Below are 16,791 nucleotides of genomic sequence, written 5' to 3'. Positions count from 1 at the left end.
GCGGGTCCTCCCGCACCACGTCGCGCAGCGTGAACGCCCCCCCTCGGTGGCTCAGCGGACGGTCTGCCCGAGCAGCGGCGGGGCCTCCCCGGAGGCGAGGAACTCCTCCATGGTGTCGGTGCGCATGGCGTCCCACAGGGGGGCGGCGGCCTCCCAGTCCAGCAGCACCACGGACTGGCCCTGGACGGTGCCGGTGCCGATGACCGGGGCGTTCATGAAGCTGATGTCGGAGCTGCGCACCGAGCGCAGCTCCCAGGCCAGCGCGCGCATGTCGCCGTTGGAGAGCCGGTCGTCCACGCTGACCACCTCGCCGATGGTCTCCATCAGCCCGTTCAGCCGCCCCACGTCGGTCATGGTGTCGCCGGACAGCGTCTGGGCCAGCAGCGAACGCAGGAAATGCTGCTGGCGGCGGGTGCGGTCGAAGTCGCCCTGCGGCAGGTTCTTGCGCTCCCGGACATAGGCCAGGGCCTGCTTGCCGTTCATGGTCCGGCCGTCGATGGTGACGCCGCCGACCGCGTCGGTCAGCTCCCGGAAGCCGGACCAGTCCAGCACGGCGAGGTGGTCGATACGCAGATCGGTGTACTCCTGGACGGTCCGCACCAGCAGCGGGGTGCCGCCCCAGGAGTAGGCGGCGTTCAGCTTGGCCTCGCCGTGCCCGGGGATCTCCACCCAGGTGTCGCGGGGGATGGAGACCAGGGTGGCGGAGGAACGGTCGCCGGGTATGTGCATCAGCATCATGGTGTCGCTGCGCGCCGCCCCGGCCTGCCAGGCCGGTCCCGGACCGGCGTCCGGCTCGCTCTCCGCGTCCAGGCCGATCAGCAGGTAGATCTGGGCGTCGCCGGCCGAGCGGGGCGGCTGCTCCTCCTCCGGCAGGTCCGGCAGGGCGTCCGGGATGCGGTCCACCGAGTCGAAGGTCTGCTCCGTCTTCCACCACAGCCAGCCGATCCCGGCCAGCACCAGGGCCAGCAGCGCGGCCGTCACCCCGAGCAGGATCCGCGGCCACCGGCGGCGGCTGCGCCGCACCGGGGCCTCGGGGCCGCCGCCCGCGCCGCCGTCACCGGGCCCGCCGGTTGCACCGGGTGCGCCGTCCGCGGGTGTAGGGTCGGCAGCGGCCCCGCGGTCCGGTCCGGCCGATGGCTCCGGGACCGCCGTCCCGCCGCCTCCGCGTCCGTCCGCCCGCCCCCGACCTTCCGCCCCGGCCGTCTCCGGCCGGTCGCTCGCACTGGTGCCACGCACGGCGTCCGCAACGGATCTGCCGCCGTCCCCTCCTGTTTCCATTCACACATTGTGCCCATCTCCCGCTGCACAGGGGGAGTTTCGCAACAGGTTCCGCCGGTGGGCGGCGGGGCCGGGAGCGGGGGGCGGCTGGGCGCGTCTTGCTGTTTTGACCCAGGCGGACGGGCTGGGTAGGCTCTGACCTTGTGCCTGGGCTGTCCCCTGCGCGCTCACGTTTTCCCGCCCTGTCGCGGGGTGAGGCCGGACGGGGCGGACGTCAAGCCGGTGCATCCTCTCCCGGACAACACTCCCCGCCCGGCGGGCGGGCAAAACCCGCGGGATGATGGACGGGCGCCGACACGCCCGACCGCGTGGGTCGGTCGCGTGGCCCAGGTTAGCTTTACCGAGACGGCACACAGAAACCGGAGAAACTGTGCCAACGATCCAGCAGCTGGTCCGCAAGGGCCGGCAGGACAAGGCCGAGAAGAACAAGACGCTCGCGCTGAGCGGGTCCCCCCAGCGGCGCGGCGTCTGCACGCGTGTCTTCACCACCACCCCCAAGAAGCCGAACTCGGCCCTGCGCAAGGTCGCGCGTGTGCGTCTGACCAGCGGGATCGAGGTCACGGCTTACATTCCGGGTGAGGGCCACAACCTCCAGGAGCACTCCATCGTGCTGGTGCGCGGTGGCCGGGTCCGGGACCTGCCGGGTGTTCGCTACAAGATCATCCGCGGTTCCCTGGACACCCAGGGCGTCAAGAACCGCAAGCAGGCCCGCAGCCGCTACGGCGCCAAGAAGGAGAAGTAAGCAATGCCTCGTAAGGGCCCTGCCCCGAAGCGTCCGGTCATCATCGACCCGGTTTACGGATCCCCCCTGGTGACGTCCCTGATCAACAAGGTGCTGCTGCACGGCAAGCGCTCCACCGCCGAGCGCATCGTGTACGGCGCCCTGGAGGGCCTGCGGGAGAAGACCGGCAACGACCCGCTGATCACCCTCAAGCGTGCGGTGGAGAACGTCAAGCCGACCCTTGAGGTGCGTTCCCGCCGGGTCGGCGGTGCGACCTACCAGGTGCCGGTCGAGGTCCGGGCGTCCCGGTCCGCCACGCTGGCGCTGCGCTGGCTGGTCGGGTACTCGCGCGCCCGCCGGGAGAAGACCATGACCGAGCGGCTGATGAACGAGCTGCTCGACGCGTCCAACGGCCTGGGCGCCTCGGTCAAGAAGCGCGAGGACACCCACAAGATGGCCGAGTCCAACAAGGCCTTCGCGCACTACCGCTGGTAGTCGCTACCCCATCGAGAACCGAGAGAAGACTGAAGCCTCATGGCTACCACTTCACTTGACCTGGCCAGGGTCCGCAACATCGGGATCATGGCCCACATCGACGCGGGCAAGACGACGACCACCGAGCGGATCCTGTACTACACGGGCGTCAGCTACAAGATCGGTGAGGTCCACGACGGCGCTGCCACGATGGACTGGATGGCCCAGGAGCAGGAGCGGGGCATCACCATCACCTCCGCGGCCACCACCTGTCACTGGCCGCTGGAGAACGTGGACCACACGATCAACATCATCGACACCCCCGGGCACGTGGACTTCACCGTCGAGGTGGAGCGTTCGCTGCGGGTGCTGGACGGTGCGGTGACCGTGTTCGACGGGGTCGCCGGTGTGGAGCCGCAGTCGGAGACGGTGTGGCGTCAGGCCGACCGCTACGGCGTGCCGCGCATCTGCTTCGTCAACAAGCTGGACCGTACCGGCGCCGATTTCATGCGCTGCGTGGACATGATCGTGGACCGGCTGCACGCCACCCCGATCGTGATGCAGCTGCCGATCGGTGCCGAGGCGGGCTTCAAGGGCGTGGTCGACCTCGTCCGGATGAAGGCCCTGGTGTGGTCGGAGGAGGCCAAGCTGGGGGAGATGTACGACGTGGTCGACATCCCCGCCGGGCTGCAGGAGCAGGCCGAGGAGTACCGGGCCAGGCTGCTGGAGACCGTGGCCGAGAACGATGACGAGGCCATGGAGAAGTACCTGGAGGGCGAGGAGCTTTCCGAGGAGGAGCTCTACGCGGCGATCCGCCGGGCGACGCTGTCCTCCATCGGTGGTGGCACCACGGTCACTCCGGTGTTCTGCGGTACCGCGTTCAAGAACAAGGGTGTGCAGCCGCTGCTGGATGCGGTGGTGCGTTACCTGCCCTCGCCGCTGGATGTGGAGGCCATCGAGGGGCATGACCCGAAGGATGCGGAGAAGGTCATCTCCCGGCGGCCTTCGGAGGAGGAGCCGCTGTCCGCGCTGGCGTTCAAGATTGCCAGTGATCCGCATCTGGGGAAGCTGACCTTCATCCGGGTGTACTCCGGTGTCCTGGAGGCCGGCACTCAGGTGCTGAACTCGGTCAAGGGCAAGAAGGAGCGGATCGGCAAGGTCTACCGGATGCATGCCAACAAGCGGGAGGAGATCAGCCGGGTGGGTGCCGGTGACATTGTCGCCGTCATGGGTCTGAAGCAGACCACCACCGGTGAGACGCTCTCCGATGCGGCGCAGCCGGTGATCCTGGAGTCGATGGACTTTCCCACTCCGGTGATCGAGGTGGCGATCGAGCCGAAGTCCAAGGGCGACCAGGAGAAGCTGGGCGTGGCGATTCAGCGGCTGGCCGAGGAGGATCCGTCCTTCCAGGTCAAGACCGATGAGGAGACCGGTCAGACGATCATCGCGGGTATGGGCGAGCTGCACTTGGATGTGCTGGTCGACCGCATGAAGCGGGAGTTCCGGGTCGAGGCCAATGTCGGCAAGCCGCAGGTGGCCTACCGGGAGACGATCCGCCGGCCGGTGGAGAAGCTTGAGTACACCCACAAGAAGCAGACGGGTGGTTCGGGTCAGTTCGGCCGTGTGATCATCGCGGTCGAGCCGCTGGAGGGCGGCGGTTACGAGTTCGTCAACAAGGTCACCGGTGGCCGTATCCCCAAGGAGTACATCCCTTCGGTGGATGCGGGCTGCCAGGAGGCGATGGAGTTCGGTGTGCTTGCCGGCTACCCGCTGACCGGTGTGAAGGTGACCTTGCTCGATGGTGCCTACCACGAGGTGGATTCCTCGGAGATGGCGTTCAAGATCGCCGGTTCCATGGCCTTCAAGGAGGCCGCCCGCAAGGCCAGCCCGGCCCTGCTGGAGCCGCTGATGAAGGTGGAGGTCACCACGCCCGAGGACTACATGGGCGATGTGATCGGCGACCTGAACTCCCGCCGCGGCCAGATCCAGGCCATGGAGGACCGCAGTGGCGCCAAGGTCGTCAAGGCCCTGGTCCCGCTGTCGGAGATGTTCGGCTATGTCGGTGATCTGCGGAGCAAGACCTCCGGCCGGGCGAGCTACTCCATGGAGTTCGACTCCTACGGCGAGGTTCCCAAGAACGTCTCCGAGGAGATCGTGGCCAAGGCCAAGGGCGAGTAGGGCCGGGCACTCCGTCCGGTCTCACACCCCTTAAGCTGGACCAATAAGGCATACGGGGCATTTGCCCCCCCGGTCGGGTGGGCCGTGTCCGTCGCGGCCCGCCCGGCCGGAGCACCGTCCCGGCCTTCGAAGAGCCAGCCAAATCCCAAAGCGAAACGGTCAAGGGCGTCCCCCTCGGGGTCCTGACCGGTTCGGTCTACGACCATCTGGCCCTCTCCGCAAGACGCGGAGGGCGTACAGCACCAGTCCACAGGAGGACCCCAGTGGCGAAGGCGAAGTTCGAGCGGACTAAGCCCCACGTCAACATCGGCACCATCGGTCACATCGACCACGGCAAGACCACTCTTACCGCGGCGATTACCAAGGTGCTGGCTGACACGTACCCGGAACTCAACGAGGCGTCGCCGTTCGACCAGATCGACAAGGCGCCCGAGGAGCGGCAGCGCGGTATCACCATCTCCATCGCGCACGTCGAGTACCAGACGGAGAACCGTCACTACGCCCACGTCGACTGCCCGGGTCACGCGGACTACATCAAGAACATGATCACCGGTGCCGCCCAGATGGACGGCGCGATCCTGGTGGTGGCCGCCACCGACGGCCCGATGCCGCAGACCAAGGAGCACGTGCTCCTGGCCCGCCAGGTGGGTGTGCCGTACATCGTTGTCGCGCTGAACAAGGCCGACATGGTGGACGACGAGGAGATCCTGGAGCTGGTCGAGCTCGAGGTGCGCGAGCTGCTCTCCGAGTACGAGTTCCCCGGTGACGACGTTCCGGTGGTCCGCGTCTCCGCGCTGAAGGCGCTGGAGGGCGACGCCGAGTGGGCGAAGACCATCGTCGAGCTGATGAAGGCCGTCGACGAGAGCGTGCCGGAGCCGGAGCGCGAGACCGACAAGCCGTTCCTGATGCCGATCGAGGACGTCTTCACCATCACCGGCCGCGGTACGGTCGTCACCGGCCGTATCGAGCGCGGTGTGCTGAAGGTCAACGAGACCGTGGACATCATCGGTATCCACGAGACCAAGACCACCACCACCGTCACCGGCATCGAGATGTTCCGCAAGCTGCTCGACGAGGGCCAGGCCGGTGAGAACGTCGGTCTGCTCCTCCGCGGTGTCAAGCGCGAGGACGTCGAGCGCGGCCAGGTCGTCATCAAGCCGGGTTCGGTCACCCCGCACACCGAGTTCGAGGCGCAGGTCTACATCCTGTCCAAGGACGAGGGCGGCCGGCACACGCCGTTCTTCAACAACTACCGCCCGCAGTTCTACTTCCGGACCACCGACGTGACCGGTGTGGTGAACCTCCCCGAGGGCACCGAGATGGTCATGCCGGGCGACAACACCTCGATGCGCGTGGAGCTGATCCAGCCCATCGCCATGGAGGAGGGCCTGAAGTTCGCCATCCGCGAGGGTGGCCGCACCGTGGGCGCCGGCCAGGTCACCAAGATCCTCAAGTGATCTGAGGACCACCAGGGCAGAAGTCCACAAGGGCCCCGGTCCGCCGTATCAGCGGCGGACCGGGGCCCTTGGCCGTCCCCGCCGCCGGACCGCACCGGGCTCGCCCACCACGGCGCGCCGGGACGGCGCGCGGCGGCGCAGCGGGCCGGAAAACCGCCGGGCCCCGGAGCACCGGTCGCCGTGCTCCGGGCCCGGCGGGCGTCCCGCCGTCCGTTCGGCGTCCGTTCGGCGCATGGCGGCCGTCCGTTCGGCGCGGGACCTCAGCTTTCGGCGACTGGGCCGGTAAGGGCACTGCCCAGGGAAAGTGAGCTTCCTTACATTCCCACGACACGTGCCTCGTTCATCAGGCCGACATATCGTCCCCGAAACAGGAGCCGGACATGAGCTCTTCCCACGCCTTGCACGAATCCACCGATCCACCCCGTGGAGATCTCCAGGCCCGCTCGGTGACCATGCACAGCGACCCACGCTTCCTGGAGCTGCGCAGCCGGCTGCTGAAGTTCGTCGGTCCGATGAGCATCGCGTTTTTCGCCTGGTACCTGCTCTATGTGGTGATGTCCGCCTACGCCCGCGACCTGATGGGCACCAAGGTCATCGGCAGCTTCAACTTCGCCCTGGTCTTCGGTGTCCTGCAGTTCGTCTCCACCTTCGGCATCGCCTACTGGTACGCCCGGTTCGCCACCCGCCGCATCGACCCGCTCGCCGACGAACTGCGCGAGGAGCTCGAGGAGGGCGGCCGCTGATGATGACCTTCGCCCAGGAGGCGTCCTCCTCCGGACGCCTGATCACCGTCATTCTCTTCACCGTCATGATCGCGGCCACCATCGGCATCACGGTGTGGGCCAGCAGATACACCCGGACCGCGGCCGATTTCCATTCCGGCGGCCGCGAATTCACCGGCATGCAGAACGGCTTCGCCATCGGCAGCGACTACATGTCGGCGGCGTCCTTCCTCGGCATCGCCGGCATCATTTCGCTCTCCGGTTACGACGGCTTCCTGTACTCCATCGGATTCCTGGTGGCCTGGCTGGTGGCACTGCTGCTGGTGGCCGAACTGCTCCGCAACTCGGGCCGGTTCACCATGGCCGACGTGCTCTCCTACCGGATGCGGCAGCGCCCGGTGCGGACCGCGGCCTCGGTCTCCACGCTGACCGTGTCGATCTTCTATCTGCTGGCGCAGATGGTCGGCGCGGGTGCGCTGATCGCCCTGCTGCTCGGCATCAAGCCGGGCGAGACCTACCTGGGCATGAGCGCCGACACCGCCAAGATCATGGGCATCATCATCGTCGGCATTCTGATGATCGTGTATGTGACCTTCGGTGGCATGAAGGGCACCACCTGGGTGCAGATCGTCAAGGCGGTCATGCTGATGGGCGGCGCCGCCCTGCTGACCGTGCTGGTGCTGGCCATCTACGGCTTCGACCTGGCCAAGCTGATGAACGACGCGGCCGATGCCAGCGGTGTGGGGGCCGCGTTCCTGGAACCCGGGCAGCGCTACGGGGTGGATGTCGCCGGCGACGCCTGGCAGACCATGATCAACAAGCTGGACCTGATCTCCCTGGGTCTGGCCCTGGTGCTGGGCACCGCCGGTCTGCCGCACATCCTGATCCGCTTCTACACCGTGCCGGACGCCAAGACCGCCCGGAAGTCCGTCAACTGGGGCATCGGCCTGATCGGCACCTTCTACCTGATGACCCTGGTGCTGGGCTTCGGTGCCGCCGCCCTGGTCGGCAAGGAGGCCATCACCGCGCAGAACGCGGCCGGCAACACGGCCGCACCGCAGCTCGCCGAGGAGGTCGGCATCCACTTCGGCGGCGAGTTCCTGGGCGCGGTGATGCTGGCCCTGATCGCCGCGGTGGCCTTCGCCGCCATCCTCTCCACGGTGGCCGGCCTGACCATCGCGTCCTCCTCCTCGCTCGCCCACGACCTGTACAACAGCGTGATCAAGCGCGGCAGGGCGACCGAGCAGCAGGAGGTCCGGGTCGCCCGGCTGGCCGCCTTCGGGGTCGGCGTGGCCGCCATCATCCTGGCGATCTTCGCGCAGAACCTGAACGTGGCCTTCCTGGTGGCGCTGGCCTTCGCCATCGCGGCCTCGGCCAACCTGCCCACCATCCTGCTCAGCCTGTTCTGGAAGCGGTTCAACACCACCGGTGCGCTGTGGGGCATCTACGGCGGTCTGCTCAGCGCCGTCGGCCTGGTGTTCTTCTCGCCGGTGGTCTCCGGAAAGGTCGACGCCGAGGGCAACTCCCTCTCCCTCTTCCCCGCCGGGGTCGACTTCGCCTGGTTCCCGCTGTCCAACCCGGGCCTGGTCTCCATCCCGCTCGGACTGCTGTGCGCCGTCGTCGGCACCCTGCTGTCCAAGGAGACGGACGAGGACCGGTTCGCCGAGCTCCAGGTCCGCGCCCTCACCGGCGCGGGCGCGGAGAAGGCGGTCGTGCACTGAGCCGCATCCGATGAGGCTTGGACGCACGTCCACGGGCCGGTGCGCCGTTCGGGCGCGGCGCGCCGGCCCACTCCCCAGGTCCGTCCCGTCGAACAGCACCCCTGTGGTCGCCCCGGCGGGACGGATCGGGGATCACGGGCGGCGGTGCCCGAGCACCGCCGCCCCCCTGAGCGCGGGGCGGCCTCTTCCCCCGCACCGCCTGCCCGGCCCGGTCGTCCCGCTCACGGACGCGGGCCGGGCGGGCGCCCATACCCCGGCCGGCGGCGCACCGGCCGGGGGAGCCGGCGCGGCGCGGCGGCTCCCCTTCCGCAGACGACGAGATGGCCGACGGGAGCCGGACCGGGAATGCCTGAATGGGACGCCGACTGGCTGCCCGACTGGCCGCCCGACTGGCCGCCCGGCGGCCCCGCCGTACCGGCTCAGTGGCCGGACCACCGGAATTCCGCCATACCGGGCTCTACCTGCCGTCGCCTCCACTGGGCTAGCGTGCGGCCCATGCTGGAGCGGATGCGCCGTCGCAACGTCCCCGCGGGGGAGACCGCGGTGGTGCTGACGGCTGCCCGGCACATCGCCGAGGATCTCGCCGAGGGCCTGCACGGCCGCCGCGCCGCCTCCGCCGCCGCCCGGCTGCGCCGCCTGCTCGGCGCCCGCGCCGTGCTGCTGGCCGACCTGGACGGGGCCGTGGCCTGCTCCGGCGCCCGGCCCGAGCCCGACGACATCGGCGCCCTGCTCGCCCAGGCCTATGAACACGCCACCCCGGCCCAGCGCGAGGGCTGGACCGCGGCCCCGCTGCTGGTCGCCGGCGAACTGGCCGGTGCGCTGGCCGCCTCCGGGGCGGCCGAGTCCGATCTGGTGGCCGCGGCCGACCTGGTGGCCCGCTCCCTGGACCACGCCGCCCTGCGCCGCGCCCGGGCCCGCATCGCCCAGGCCGATCTGCGCACCCTGCGCGCCCAGATCTCCCCGCACTTCCTGCACAACGCGCTGGCCGTGATCGCCGCCCGGATCCGCAGTGACCCGGACCGGGCGCGCACCCTGCTCACCGACTTCGCCGACTACCTGCGCTACAGCTTCTCCGCCAAGGGCGACTACGCCACGGTCGCCGACGAGCTGCAGGCCGTGCACACGTATCTGGAGCTCCAGCGGGCCCGGTTCGACGACCGGATGGAGATCACCGTGCGGATGGCGCCGGAGATCCTGCCGGTGGCCATCCCGTTCCTGATCATCCAGCCGATCGTGGAGAACGCGGTGCGGCACGGGCTGGAGCCCAAGCCGGGCAAGGGCTCCATCACCGTCTCCGGCTTCGGGGAGGGGCCGCTGTGCGTGATCGAGGTGGAGGACGACGGGGTGGGCATGGAACCGGAATTCGCCCAGGCGATCCTGGCCGGTACCGGGTCGCCGGCCCTGGGAGTGCCCCCGCGTGAGGCGTGGGGGAGGGTCGGACTGGCCAATGTGGACCAGCGGCTGCGCACCGTCTACGGGCCGGAGCACGGGCTGGTGATCGAGACGGCACCGGGCAGCGGCACCAAGGTGCTGGTCCGCATCCCCCGCTTCATGAGAGGAGTGACGCTCGACTGACCGGCCGTGACGGCAGGAATGTCCGCTTTACGGGTGCACGGCCGTTTCCGCGGAGAACGTGTGCCGGGGGATTCCCTTCTGCCCGTTCCGTGGGGTTTGCTGCTGTCATTGCCACTCCGGCTCTCTGCCGGTTCGTTCCGTTTTCCGCCCCTTGCGAGGAGAACCGATGACTGGACCCAGCGGAACCGCCGCCGTTGCCGAGACCGCCCCGCCCGGCGGCTCGGAGCTGCGGGCGCTGGTGGTCGAGGACGAGACCTCCACCCGCCAGGAACTGGCCGGCATGCTGGAGCGCTTCCGGGAGATCGGCACCGTGCAGCAGGCCGACAGCGGCGAGGCCGCGGTGCGGCTGATCGGCACCGCGGGCTACGACGTGGTCTTCCTCGACATCTCCATGCCCGGCCTGGACGGCATGGAGGTCGCCCGGGTGCTCAACATGCTCTCCGAGCCGCCCGCCATCGTCTTCGTCACCGCTTCCGAGACCCACGCGGTGGAGGCCTTCGGCGTGGGCGCCGCCGACTACCTGCTCAAACCGGTGCGCCCGGAGCGGCTGGCCGAGGCCGTCGGCCGGGTGCGCCGCCCGCGCCGCTCACCGGCCGCCGCCCCGGGCGGCACCGGGACCGGGTCCGGCCCCGCCCCGGGCCCCGGCCCCGGCGCGGCCACCGGTGCGGCCACCGCGCCCACCGACGAACTCTCCGTGGTGCAGATCGAGACCGGCCGGCACACGGTCTTCGTGCACCGCGACGACATCCAGTACGCCGAGGCGCACGGGGACTATGTGCGACTGCACACCCGGGACGGCGTGCATCTGATCCGGCTCTCCCTGTCCTACCTGGAGGACGTCTGGGGCCCGGCCGGATTCGTCCGGGCCCACCGCGGCTACCTGGTCGCCGTCCGCTGGATCCGCGACCTGCGGGTCACCAGCAGCTCCGGACTGCTGGCCTGCACTCCGGCCGGTGACGTGCCGGTCAGCCGCCGGCACGCGCGGGCGCTGAAGGAGCGGCTGCTGGCCGCCGTGCGGGACGCCGGGCAGCACGCCCGGCCGCCCCGGTGACCTCCGCGCGCCGGGTCCGCATCACCAGTCCGCAGACCCGGATCGCGCTGTCCCGGCGGCACCGGCCGGCCCAGCATCTGCTGCCGCTGCCGCACGGGGACGACGCCGACCGGCGGGCGGACGCCGAGGCGCGCAAGGTCTTCGTGCGCCAGCGGCGGCTGGCGGTGCGCACCCTGGCACTGCTGATCACGCTGCTGTTCGGGCTCAGCGGGGTGCTCGCCCTCTCGCCCGCGCTGGACCAGGTGTCGCTGTACGGCATGCCGGTGTCCTGGCTGATGCTGATGACCGGCAGCTATCCGGTGCTGCTGCTCATCGGCTTGCTGCACGTCCGCGCCGCGGAACGGATCGAGGACACCTCCTTCTGGCACTTCCGCGACGCCTCCGGGGGGAACGGCCACCGCTCCTCCGCGGCGGCGCCGCCGTCCGCCGCCCCCGCCGGCACGGGCCCGGCGGACGGCATCCGGTCCGAGCGGCGGGAGTGGCGGTGACCGGGCTGCTCGCCATCCTGCTGCTGCTGGCCACCAGCATGGCCATCGGCGTCTACGGGGTGCGGGCGGCCCGCTCCACCCCGGACTTCCTGGTCGCCTCGCACCGGGTCAAGCCCGGCTGGAACGCCATGGCCATCGCGGGGGAGTACGTCTCGGCCGCCTCGGTGCTCGGCCTGGCCGGGCTGATGCTGAAGAACGGCGTGGGCACCCTGTGGTACGCGGTCGGGTTCACGGCCGGCTATGTGGCGGTGGCCGCGCTGGTGGCCGGACCGATGCGCCGCTCCGGCGCCTACACCGTGCCCGACTTCGCCGACTACCGGCTCGCCTCGCAGACCATCCGCAAACTCTGCGCCGTGATCGTGCTGGTGATCATGTGGCTCTACCTGGTGCCGCAGTTCAAGGGCGCGGGCGTGGTGCTGCACCTGGTCTCCGGCACCCCGTACTGGGTCGGGGTGGTGCTGGCCGGGCTGGTGGTCAGCGTCTCCATCGTCACCGGCGGGATGCGCGCCGCCACCTATGTGCAGGGCTTCCACTACCTGGTCAAGCTGCTCTTCATCGCGGTGCCCGCGGTGGTGCTGATCTTCTCCTCCGGGGCCGGTGCGCGCGCCGAGGCGCTGCATGTCGACCTCGGCGACTGGAGCCGGCCGCTGCTGGACGTGGGCGACTCCGGCCACCCGCTGCTGGCCACCTGGTCGGTGCTGCTGGCCACCACCCTGGGCGCGGTCGGGCTGCCGCACGTCATCATGCGCTTCCACACCTCCTCCACGGCCCGGGTGGCCCGCCGGGTGGCGGTCGGAGTGATCGTGCTGCTGGGGGTGTTCTACCTCTTCCCGGCGGTCTACGGGCTGCTGGGCCGGGTCTTCACCCCGGACCTAGTGGAGAGCGGCGACACCGACACGGTCACCGTGGTGCTGCCCGGGGCCATCGTCCCCGGCACCTGGGGCACCCTGCTCACCGCCGTGGTGGCGGCCGGCGCCTTCGCCGCCTTCCTGTCCACCTCCTCCGGGCTGCTGCTGGCGCTGGCCGGCGGGCTCTCCCACGACCTGGCCCGCACCGGCACCTCGGGGCTGGGGCTGCGCCGGCTCCGGCTGGCCGTGGCGGGCGGCGCGCTGGTCGCCGTGCTGCTGTCCCTGCCGGCCGCGGCGGTGGACATCAATGTGCTGGTCGGCTGGGCCTTCGCGGTGGCCGCCTCGACCTTCTGCCCGCTGCTGGTGCTGGGCATCTGGTGGCGCGGTCTGACCACGGCCGGGGCCGCGGCCGGGCTCGCCGCCGGGGTGCTGGCCTCGACCGGAGCCGCGCTGGCCTCGGTGTTCGTCTCCCCGGGGCACGGGGTCGTGGCGGTGCTGCTGGCCCAGCCCGCCGCCTGGACGGTGCCGTTCTCCTTCGCGGTGATGTACACCGTCTCGCGCATCCCGCGCTTCGGCACCCCGCCGCCCTGGGCGGAGCGCGCCGTGCTGCGCCTGCACACGCCCCTGCGCAGCAGTTGAGCGCGCCCGGCGGGGCAGTGCTGTGACGAGGATCACGGCGCTGAGCGGCGGGACGGGCCGATTGGCGGTGGCTGTGTCCGGTATGGCACACTGGCCAGGTTGCTCGGTCGAGTGCCGATGCCGCGCGCCTCCCGCCGGGAGGACCGGAAGCGAGTCCCACTGTATTCGTCGTCCCATGAATGCCCTGGTCAAAGGGGCGGGGCGGAAGTACCGGGATCTTCCGGGAAGCGTGGGCGGGGTGCCGGCCAGGCGCCTGGCTTCAAGCCTCCCCCTCCTCCTCCCCGGGGAAACCTCCAGGGGGGATCTGCTGTGCGGTGAAATCCGCCCGGCAGTGCGACACGCCCGACCGCGTGGGTCGGAGGGAGAGGACCACTGGAGCCGGGTCCCGGAAGAGCTCAACGAGAGACAGGACAACGAAGCAGCCATGGCGGGACAGAAGATCCGCATCCGGCTCAAGGCCTACGACCACGAGGTCATCGACAACTCGGCGAAGAAGATCGTCGAGACGGTGACCCGTACCGGTGCGTCGGTCGCGGGCCCGGTGCCGCTGCCCACTGAGAAGAACGTGTACTGCGTCATCAAGTCGCCGCACAAGTACAAGGACTCGCGCGAGCACTTCGAGATGCGTACCCACAAGCGTCTGATCGACATCCTCGACCCGACGCCCAAGACCGTTGACTCGCTGATGCGCCTGGACCTGCCGGCCGGCGTCGACATCGAGATCAAGCTCTGAGGGGCGGGTGATCAAGATGACTGCGACCGTGCAGACCAAGCAGATCAAGGGCCTGCTGGGCGAGAAGCTCGGTATGACCCAGGTGTGGGACGAGAACAACCGTGTGGTGCCGGTGACCGTGGTCAAGGCCGGGCCGTGCGTCGTCACCCAGGTGCGGGTGAACGACCGGGACGGCTACGACGCCGTCCAGATCGCCTTCGGCGAGATCGACCCGCGCAAGGTCAACAGGCCGCTCAAGGGCCACTTCGCCAAGGCCGGGGTCACCCCGCGCCGTCACCTGGTGGAGATCCGCACCGCGGACGCCGCCGAGTACTCCCTTGGCCAGGAGCTGACCGCCGAGGTGTTCGAGTCCGGCATCAAGGTCGACGTGACCGGCACCTCCAAGGGCAAGGGCACCGCCGGTGTCATGAAGCGCCACGGCTTCCGCGGCGGCAAGGCCAGCCACGGTGCCCACCGGGTGCACCGCAAGCCCGGCTCGATCGGCGGCTGCGCCACGCCGGGCCGTGTCTTCAAGGGCATGCGGATGGCCGGCCGCGCCGGCAACGAGCGGGTGACCACCCAGAACCTGACCGTCCACGCCGTTGACGCGGAGAAGGGCCTGCTGCTCATCAAGGGCGCGGTGCCCGGTCCGAACGGCGGCCTCGTCCTGGTCCGCAGCGCGGCCAAGGGGGCCTGAGGAACATGAGCACCGTTGACATTCTTTCGCCGGCCGGCGAGAAGACCGGGACCGTCGAGCTCCCCGCGGAGATCTTCGACGTGCAGGTCAGCATTCCGCTGATCCACCAGGTCGTCACCGCCCAGCTGGCCGCTGCCCGGCAGGGCACGCACAAGACCAAGACCCGCGGCGAGGTCCGCGGCGGCGGCCGCAAGCCGTACCGCCAGAAGGGCACCGGCCGCGCCCGCCAGGGTTCCACCCGGGCGCCGCAGTTCGCCGGCGGTGGCGTGGTGCACGGCCCCGTGCCGCGCGACTACAGCCAGCGCACGCCCAAGAAGATGAAGGCCGCCGCACTGCGCGGTGCGCTGACCGACCGGGCCCGGCACAACCGGGTGCACGTGGTGACCGGCCTGGTGGACGGCGACATCTCCACCAAGGCCGCCCGGACCCTGCTGGGGAAGATCAGCGGCCGCAAGAACGTGCTGCTGGTCGCCGAGCGGAGCGACGAGGCCGCCTGGCTGTCCGCCCGCAACCTGCCCCAGGTGCACATCCTGGAGCCGGGCCAGCTCAACACCTATGACGTGCTCGTCTCCGACGACGTGGTCTTCACCAAGGCGGCGCTGGACGCCTTCGTGTCCGGCCCGGTCAAGGGCGGCAAGGCCGTGGCCCGCGAGGACGAGGCCAAGGAGCTGGAAGGGAGCGCCGCCTGATGAGCGACCTCACCAAGACCGCCGAACCGACCGCGGACGTCACGAGCAAGACCTTCACCGACCCGCGGGACATCCTGCTGCGCCCGGTGGTCTCCGAGAAGAGCTACGCGCTGCTCGACGAGAACAAGTACACCTTCATCGTCGACCCGCGGGCCAACAAGACCCAGATCAAGCAGGCCGTCGAGGCGGTCTTCTCGGTCAAGGTCGCCTCGGTCAACACCATCAACCGGCAGGGCAAGCGCAAGCGCACCCGCACCGGTTACGGCCGGCGCGCCGACACCAAGCGCGCCATCGTGACCCTTGCCGAGGGCGAATCCATCGACATCTTCGGCGGCCCGGTCTCCTGACGGGGACGGGCAGTCACCAACGAGGACTGAGAAATGGGAATCCGCAAGTACAAGCCGACGACTCCGGGCCGCCGTGGCGCCAGCGTCGCCGACTTTGTCGAGATCACGCGGTCCACGCCGGAGAAGTCGCTGGTCCGCCCGCTGCACAGCAAGGGCGGCCGGAACAACTCCGGCCGGGTGACCGTCCGCCACCAGGGCGGCGGCCACAAGCGGGCCTACCGGGTCATCGACTTCCGCCGTCATGACAAGGACGGCGTGCCGGCCAAGGTCGCGCACATCGAGTACGACCCCAACCGCACCGCGCGCATCGCGCTGCTGCACTACATGGACGGCGAGAAGCGCTACATCATCTGCCCGCAGGGCCTGAAGCAGGGCGACCGGGTGGAGAACGGCGCGGGCGCCGACATCAAGCCCGGGAACAACCTGCCGCTGCGCAACATCCCGGTGGGTACCGTCATCCACGCGGTGGAGCTGCGGCCCGGTGGCGGCGCCAAGCTCGCCCGCTCCGCCGGTTCCTCCATCCAGCTGCTGGCGCGCGAGGGCACCATGGCGCACCTGCGCATGCCCTCCGGCGAGATCCGGCTGGTGGACGCCCGCTGCCGGGCGACCGTCGGCGAGGTCGGCAACGCCGAGCAGTCGAACATCAACTGGGGCAAGGCCGGCCGGATGCGCTGGAAGGGCGTCCGTCCGACCGTCCGCGGTGTGGTGATGAACCCGGTGGACCACCCGCACGGTGGTGGTGAGGGCCGCACCTCGGGCGGCCGTCACCCGGTGTCCCCCTGGGGCAAGAAGGAAGGGCGTACCCGCTCGCCCAAGAAGGCGAGCAACAAGTACATCGTCCGCCGCCGCAAGACGAACAAGAAGCGCTAGGAGCGGGTGGAGATGCCGCGCAGTCTGAAGAAGGGGCCGTTCGTCGACGACCACCTCATGAAGAAGGTGGACGCCCAGAACGAGGCCGGCACCAAGAACGTCATCAAGACCTGGTCCCGCCGCTCGATGATCGTCCCGGACATGCTGGGTCACACGATCGCCGTGCACGACGGCCGCAAGCACGTCCCGGTGTTCGTCACCGAGTCGATGGTCGGTCACAAGCTCGGCGAATTCGCGCCGACCCGCACCTTCCGCGGGCACGTGAAGGAAGACCGCAAGTCGCGCCGCCGCTGAGGGCGCGGGGTGAGATTCGATGACAGATAC

Annotated in this window: 17 protein-coding genes; 16 read left to right on the top strand and 1 reads right to left on the bottom strand. The window is 70.0% G+C overall.

Translation table 11 applies throughout. The annotated features are described in order from the left end of the window. Positions 1-51: 51 nt before the first annotated feature. Positions 52-981 (bottom strand): LCP family protein, encoded by a 930-nt coding sequence (locus GQS09_RS30245; protein ID WP_165984433.1) that lies wholly within the window; start codon positions 979-981, stop codon positions 52-54. A gap of 667 nt (positions 982-1,648) precedes the next feature. Between GQS09_RS30245 and rpsL the strand changes: the two genes are divergently transcribed. The 16 genes from rpsL to rpsS all read left to right on the top strand — a co-directional run bounded on the left by rpsL (position 1,649) and on the right by rpsS (position 16,761). Beyond that, positions 1,649-2,020, top strand: coding sequence for a 30S ribosomal protein S12 (gene rpsL / locus GQS09_RS03285; RefSeq protein ID WP_093836613.1), 372 nt, complete (start codon positions 1,649-1,651; stop codon positions 2,018-2,020). Positions 2,021-2,023: 3 nt separating this feature from the next. Further along, the gene (rpsG, locus tag GQS09_RS03280; protein ID WP_093836614.1) at positions 2,024-2,494 is read left to right on the top strand and encodes a 30S ribosomal protein S7; all 471 of its coding nucleotides are present in this window, start codon (positions 2,024-2,026) and stop codon (positions 2,492-2,494) included. Positions 2,495-2,533: 39 nt separating this feature from the next. Continuing rightward, positions 2,534-4,651, top strand: a complete 2,118-nt coding sequence (gene fusA / locus GQS09_RS03275) for an elongation factor G (RefSeq protein WP_165984432.1) — start codon at positions 2,534-2,536, stop codon at positions 4,649-4,651. Positions 4,652-4,914: 263 nt separating this feature from the next. Then, on the top strand, positions 4,915-6,108 hold the full coding sequence (tuf, locus tag GQS09_RS03270; protein WP_165984431.1) for an elongation factor Tu: 1,194 nt from the start codon (positions 4,915-4,917) through the stop codon (positions 6,106-6,108). A gap of 380 nt (positions 6,109-6,488) precedes the next feature. Beyond that, positions 6,489-6,851 (top strand): DUF485 domain-containing protein, encoded by a 363-nt coding sequence (locus tag GQS09_RS03265; protein WP_165984430.1) that lies wholly within the window; start codon positions 6,489-6,491, stop codon positions 6,849-6,851. After that, on the top strand, positions 6,851-8,551 hold the full coding sequence (locus tag GQS09_RS03260) for a cation acetate symporter (RefSeq protein WP_207957405.1): 1,701 nt from the start codon (positions 6,851-6,853) through the stop codon (positions 8,549-8,551). The genes GQS09_RS03265 and GQS09_RS03260 overlap by 1 nt, the downstream gene beginning before the upstream one ends. Before the next feature lie 495 nt (positions 8,552-9,046). Beyond that, positions 9,047-10,126: a sensor histidine kinase gene (locus tag GQS09_RS03255; RefSeq protein ID WP_243761069.1), complete on the top strand. Its 1,080-nt coding sequence runs from the start codon at positions 9,047-9,049 to the stop codon at positions 10,124-10,126. A gap of 166 nt (positions 10,127-10,292) precedes the next feature. Then, on the top strand, positions 10,293-11,177 hold the full coding sequence (locus tag GQS09_RS03250) for a LytTR family DNA-binding domain-containing protein (protein WP_165984429.1): 885 nt from the start codon (positions 10,293-10,295) through the stop codon (positions 11,175-11,177). Then, positions 11,174-11,665 carry a hypothetical protein gene (locus GQS09_RS03245; protein ID WP_207957404.1) on the top strand — a complete coding sequence of 164 codons (492 nt, stop codon included), beginning with the start codon at positions 11,174-11,176 and terminating at the stop codon, positions 11,663-11,665. Before GQS09_RS03250 ends, GQS09_RS03245 begins: the two co-directional genes overlap by 4 nt. Then, a complete protein-coding gene (locus tag GQS09_RS03240; protein WP_165984428.1) occupies positions 11,662-13,152 on the top strand; it encodes a cation acetate symporter in 1,491 nt (496 codons plus the stop codon). The genes GQS09_RS03245 and GQS09_RS03240 overlap by 4 nt, the downstream gene beginning before the upstream one ends. 424 nt (positions 13,153-13,576) lie before the next feature. Continuing rightward, the gene (gene rpsJ, locus GQS09_RS03235) at positions 13,577-13,885 is read left to right on the top strand and encodes a 30S ribosomal protein S10 (RefSeq protein WP_016473429.1); all 309 of its coding nucleotides are present in this window, start codon (positions 13,577-13,579) and stop codon (positions 13,883-13,885) included. A 16-nt stretch (positions 13,886-13,901) separates the two neighbouring features. Next, positions 13,902-14,561, top strand: a complete 660-nt coding sequence (gene rplC / locus GQS09_RS03230) for a 50S ribosomal protein L3 (protein ID WP_165984427.1) — start codon at positions 13,902-13,904, stop codon at positions 14,559-14,561. 5 nt (positions 14,562-14,566) lie between these two features. After that, positions 14,567-15,250 (top strand): 50S ribosomal protein L4, encoded by a 684-nt coding sequence (gene rplD, locus GQS09_RS03225; RefSeq protein WP_165984426.1) that lies wholly within the window; start codon positions 14,567-14,569, stop codon positions 15,248-15,250. Continuing rightward, positions 15,250-15,597, top strand: a complete 348-nt coding sequence (gene rplW, locus GQS09_RS03220) for a 50S ribosomal protein L23 (RefSeq protein ID WP_165984425.1) — start codon at positions 15,250-15,252, stop codon at positions 15,595-15,597. Before rplD ends, rplW begins: the two co-directional genes overlap by 1 nt. A 33-nt stretch (positions 15,598-15,630) precedes the next feature. Beyond that, positions 15,631-16,467: a 50S ribosomal protein L2 gene (gene rplB / locus GQS09_RS03215; RefSeq protein ID WP_165984424.1), complete on the top strand. Its 837-nt coding sequence runs from the start codon at positions 15,631-15,633 to the stop codon at positions 16,465-16,467. Positions 16,468-16,479: 12 nt separating this feature from the next. Further along, on the top strand, positions 16,480-16,761 hold the full coding sequence (gene rpsS / locus GQS09_RS03210; RefSeq protein ID WP_165984423.1) for a 30S ribosomal protein S19: 282 nt from the start codon (positions 16,480-16,482) through the stop codon (positions 16,759-16,761). The last annotated feature ends 30 nt before the right edge of the window (positions 16,762-16,791 follow it).

Source organism: Streptomyces sp. YIM 98790, assembly GCF_011421595.1.
Taxonomy (GTDB): domain Bacteria; phylum Actinomycetota; class Actinomycetes; order Streptomycetales; family Streptomycetaceae; genus Streptomyces.
This window is presented reverse-complemented; position numbering and strand designations above follow the sequence as displayed.

Bases quoted from the DNA above. Each gene is read 5' to 3' on its own strand.
- GQS09_RS03265 (WP_165984430.1), top strand. From the start codon at position 6,489: ATGAGCTCTTCCCACGCCTTGCACGAATCCACCGATCCACCCCGTGGA.
- fusA (WP_165984432.1), top strand. From the start codon at position 2,534: ATGGCTACCACTTCACTTGACCTGGCCAGGGTCCGCAACATCGGGATC.
- rpsG (WP_093836614.1), top strand. From the start codon at position 2,024: ATGCCTCGTAAGGGCCCTGCCCCGAAGCGTCCGGTCATCATCGACCCG.
- rplD (WP_165984426.1), top strand. From the start codon at position 14,567: ATGAGCACCGTTGACATTCTTTCGCCGGCCGGCGAGAAGACCGGGACC.
- rplW (WP_165984425.1), top strand. From the start codon at position 15,250: ATGAGCGACCTCACCAAGACCGCCGAACCGACCGCGGACGTCACGAGC.
- rpsJ (WP_016473429.1), top strand. From the start codon at position 13,577: ATGGCGGGACAGAAGATCCGCATCCGGCTCAAGGCCTACGACCACGAG.
- rplB (WP_165984424.1), top strand. From the start codon at position 15,631: ATGGGAATCCGCAAGTACAAGCCGACGACTCCGGGCCGCCGTGGCGCC.
- GQS09_RS03250 (WP_165984429.1), top strand. From the start codon at position 10,293: ATGACTGGACCCAGCGGAACCGCCGCCGTTGCCGAGACCGCCCCGCCC.
- GQS09_RS03255 (WP_243761069.1), top strand. From the start codon at position 9,047: ATGCTGGAGCGGATGCGCCGTCGCAACGTCCCCGCGGGGGAGACCGCG.
- rpsS (WP_165984423.1), top strand. From the start codon at position 16,480: ATGCCGCGCAGTCTGAAGAAGGGGCCGTTCGTCGACGACCACCTCATG.
- rplC (WP_165984427.1), top strand. From the start codon at position 13,902: ATGACTGCGACCGTGCAGACCAAGCAGATCAAGGGCCTGCTGGGCGAG.
- GQS09_RS03260 (WP_207957405.1), top strand. From the start codon at position 6,851: ATGATGACCTTCGCCCAGGAGGCGTCCTCCTCCGGACGCCTGATCACC.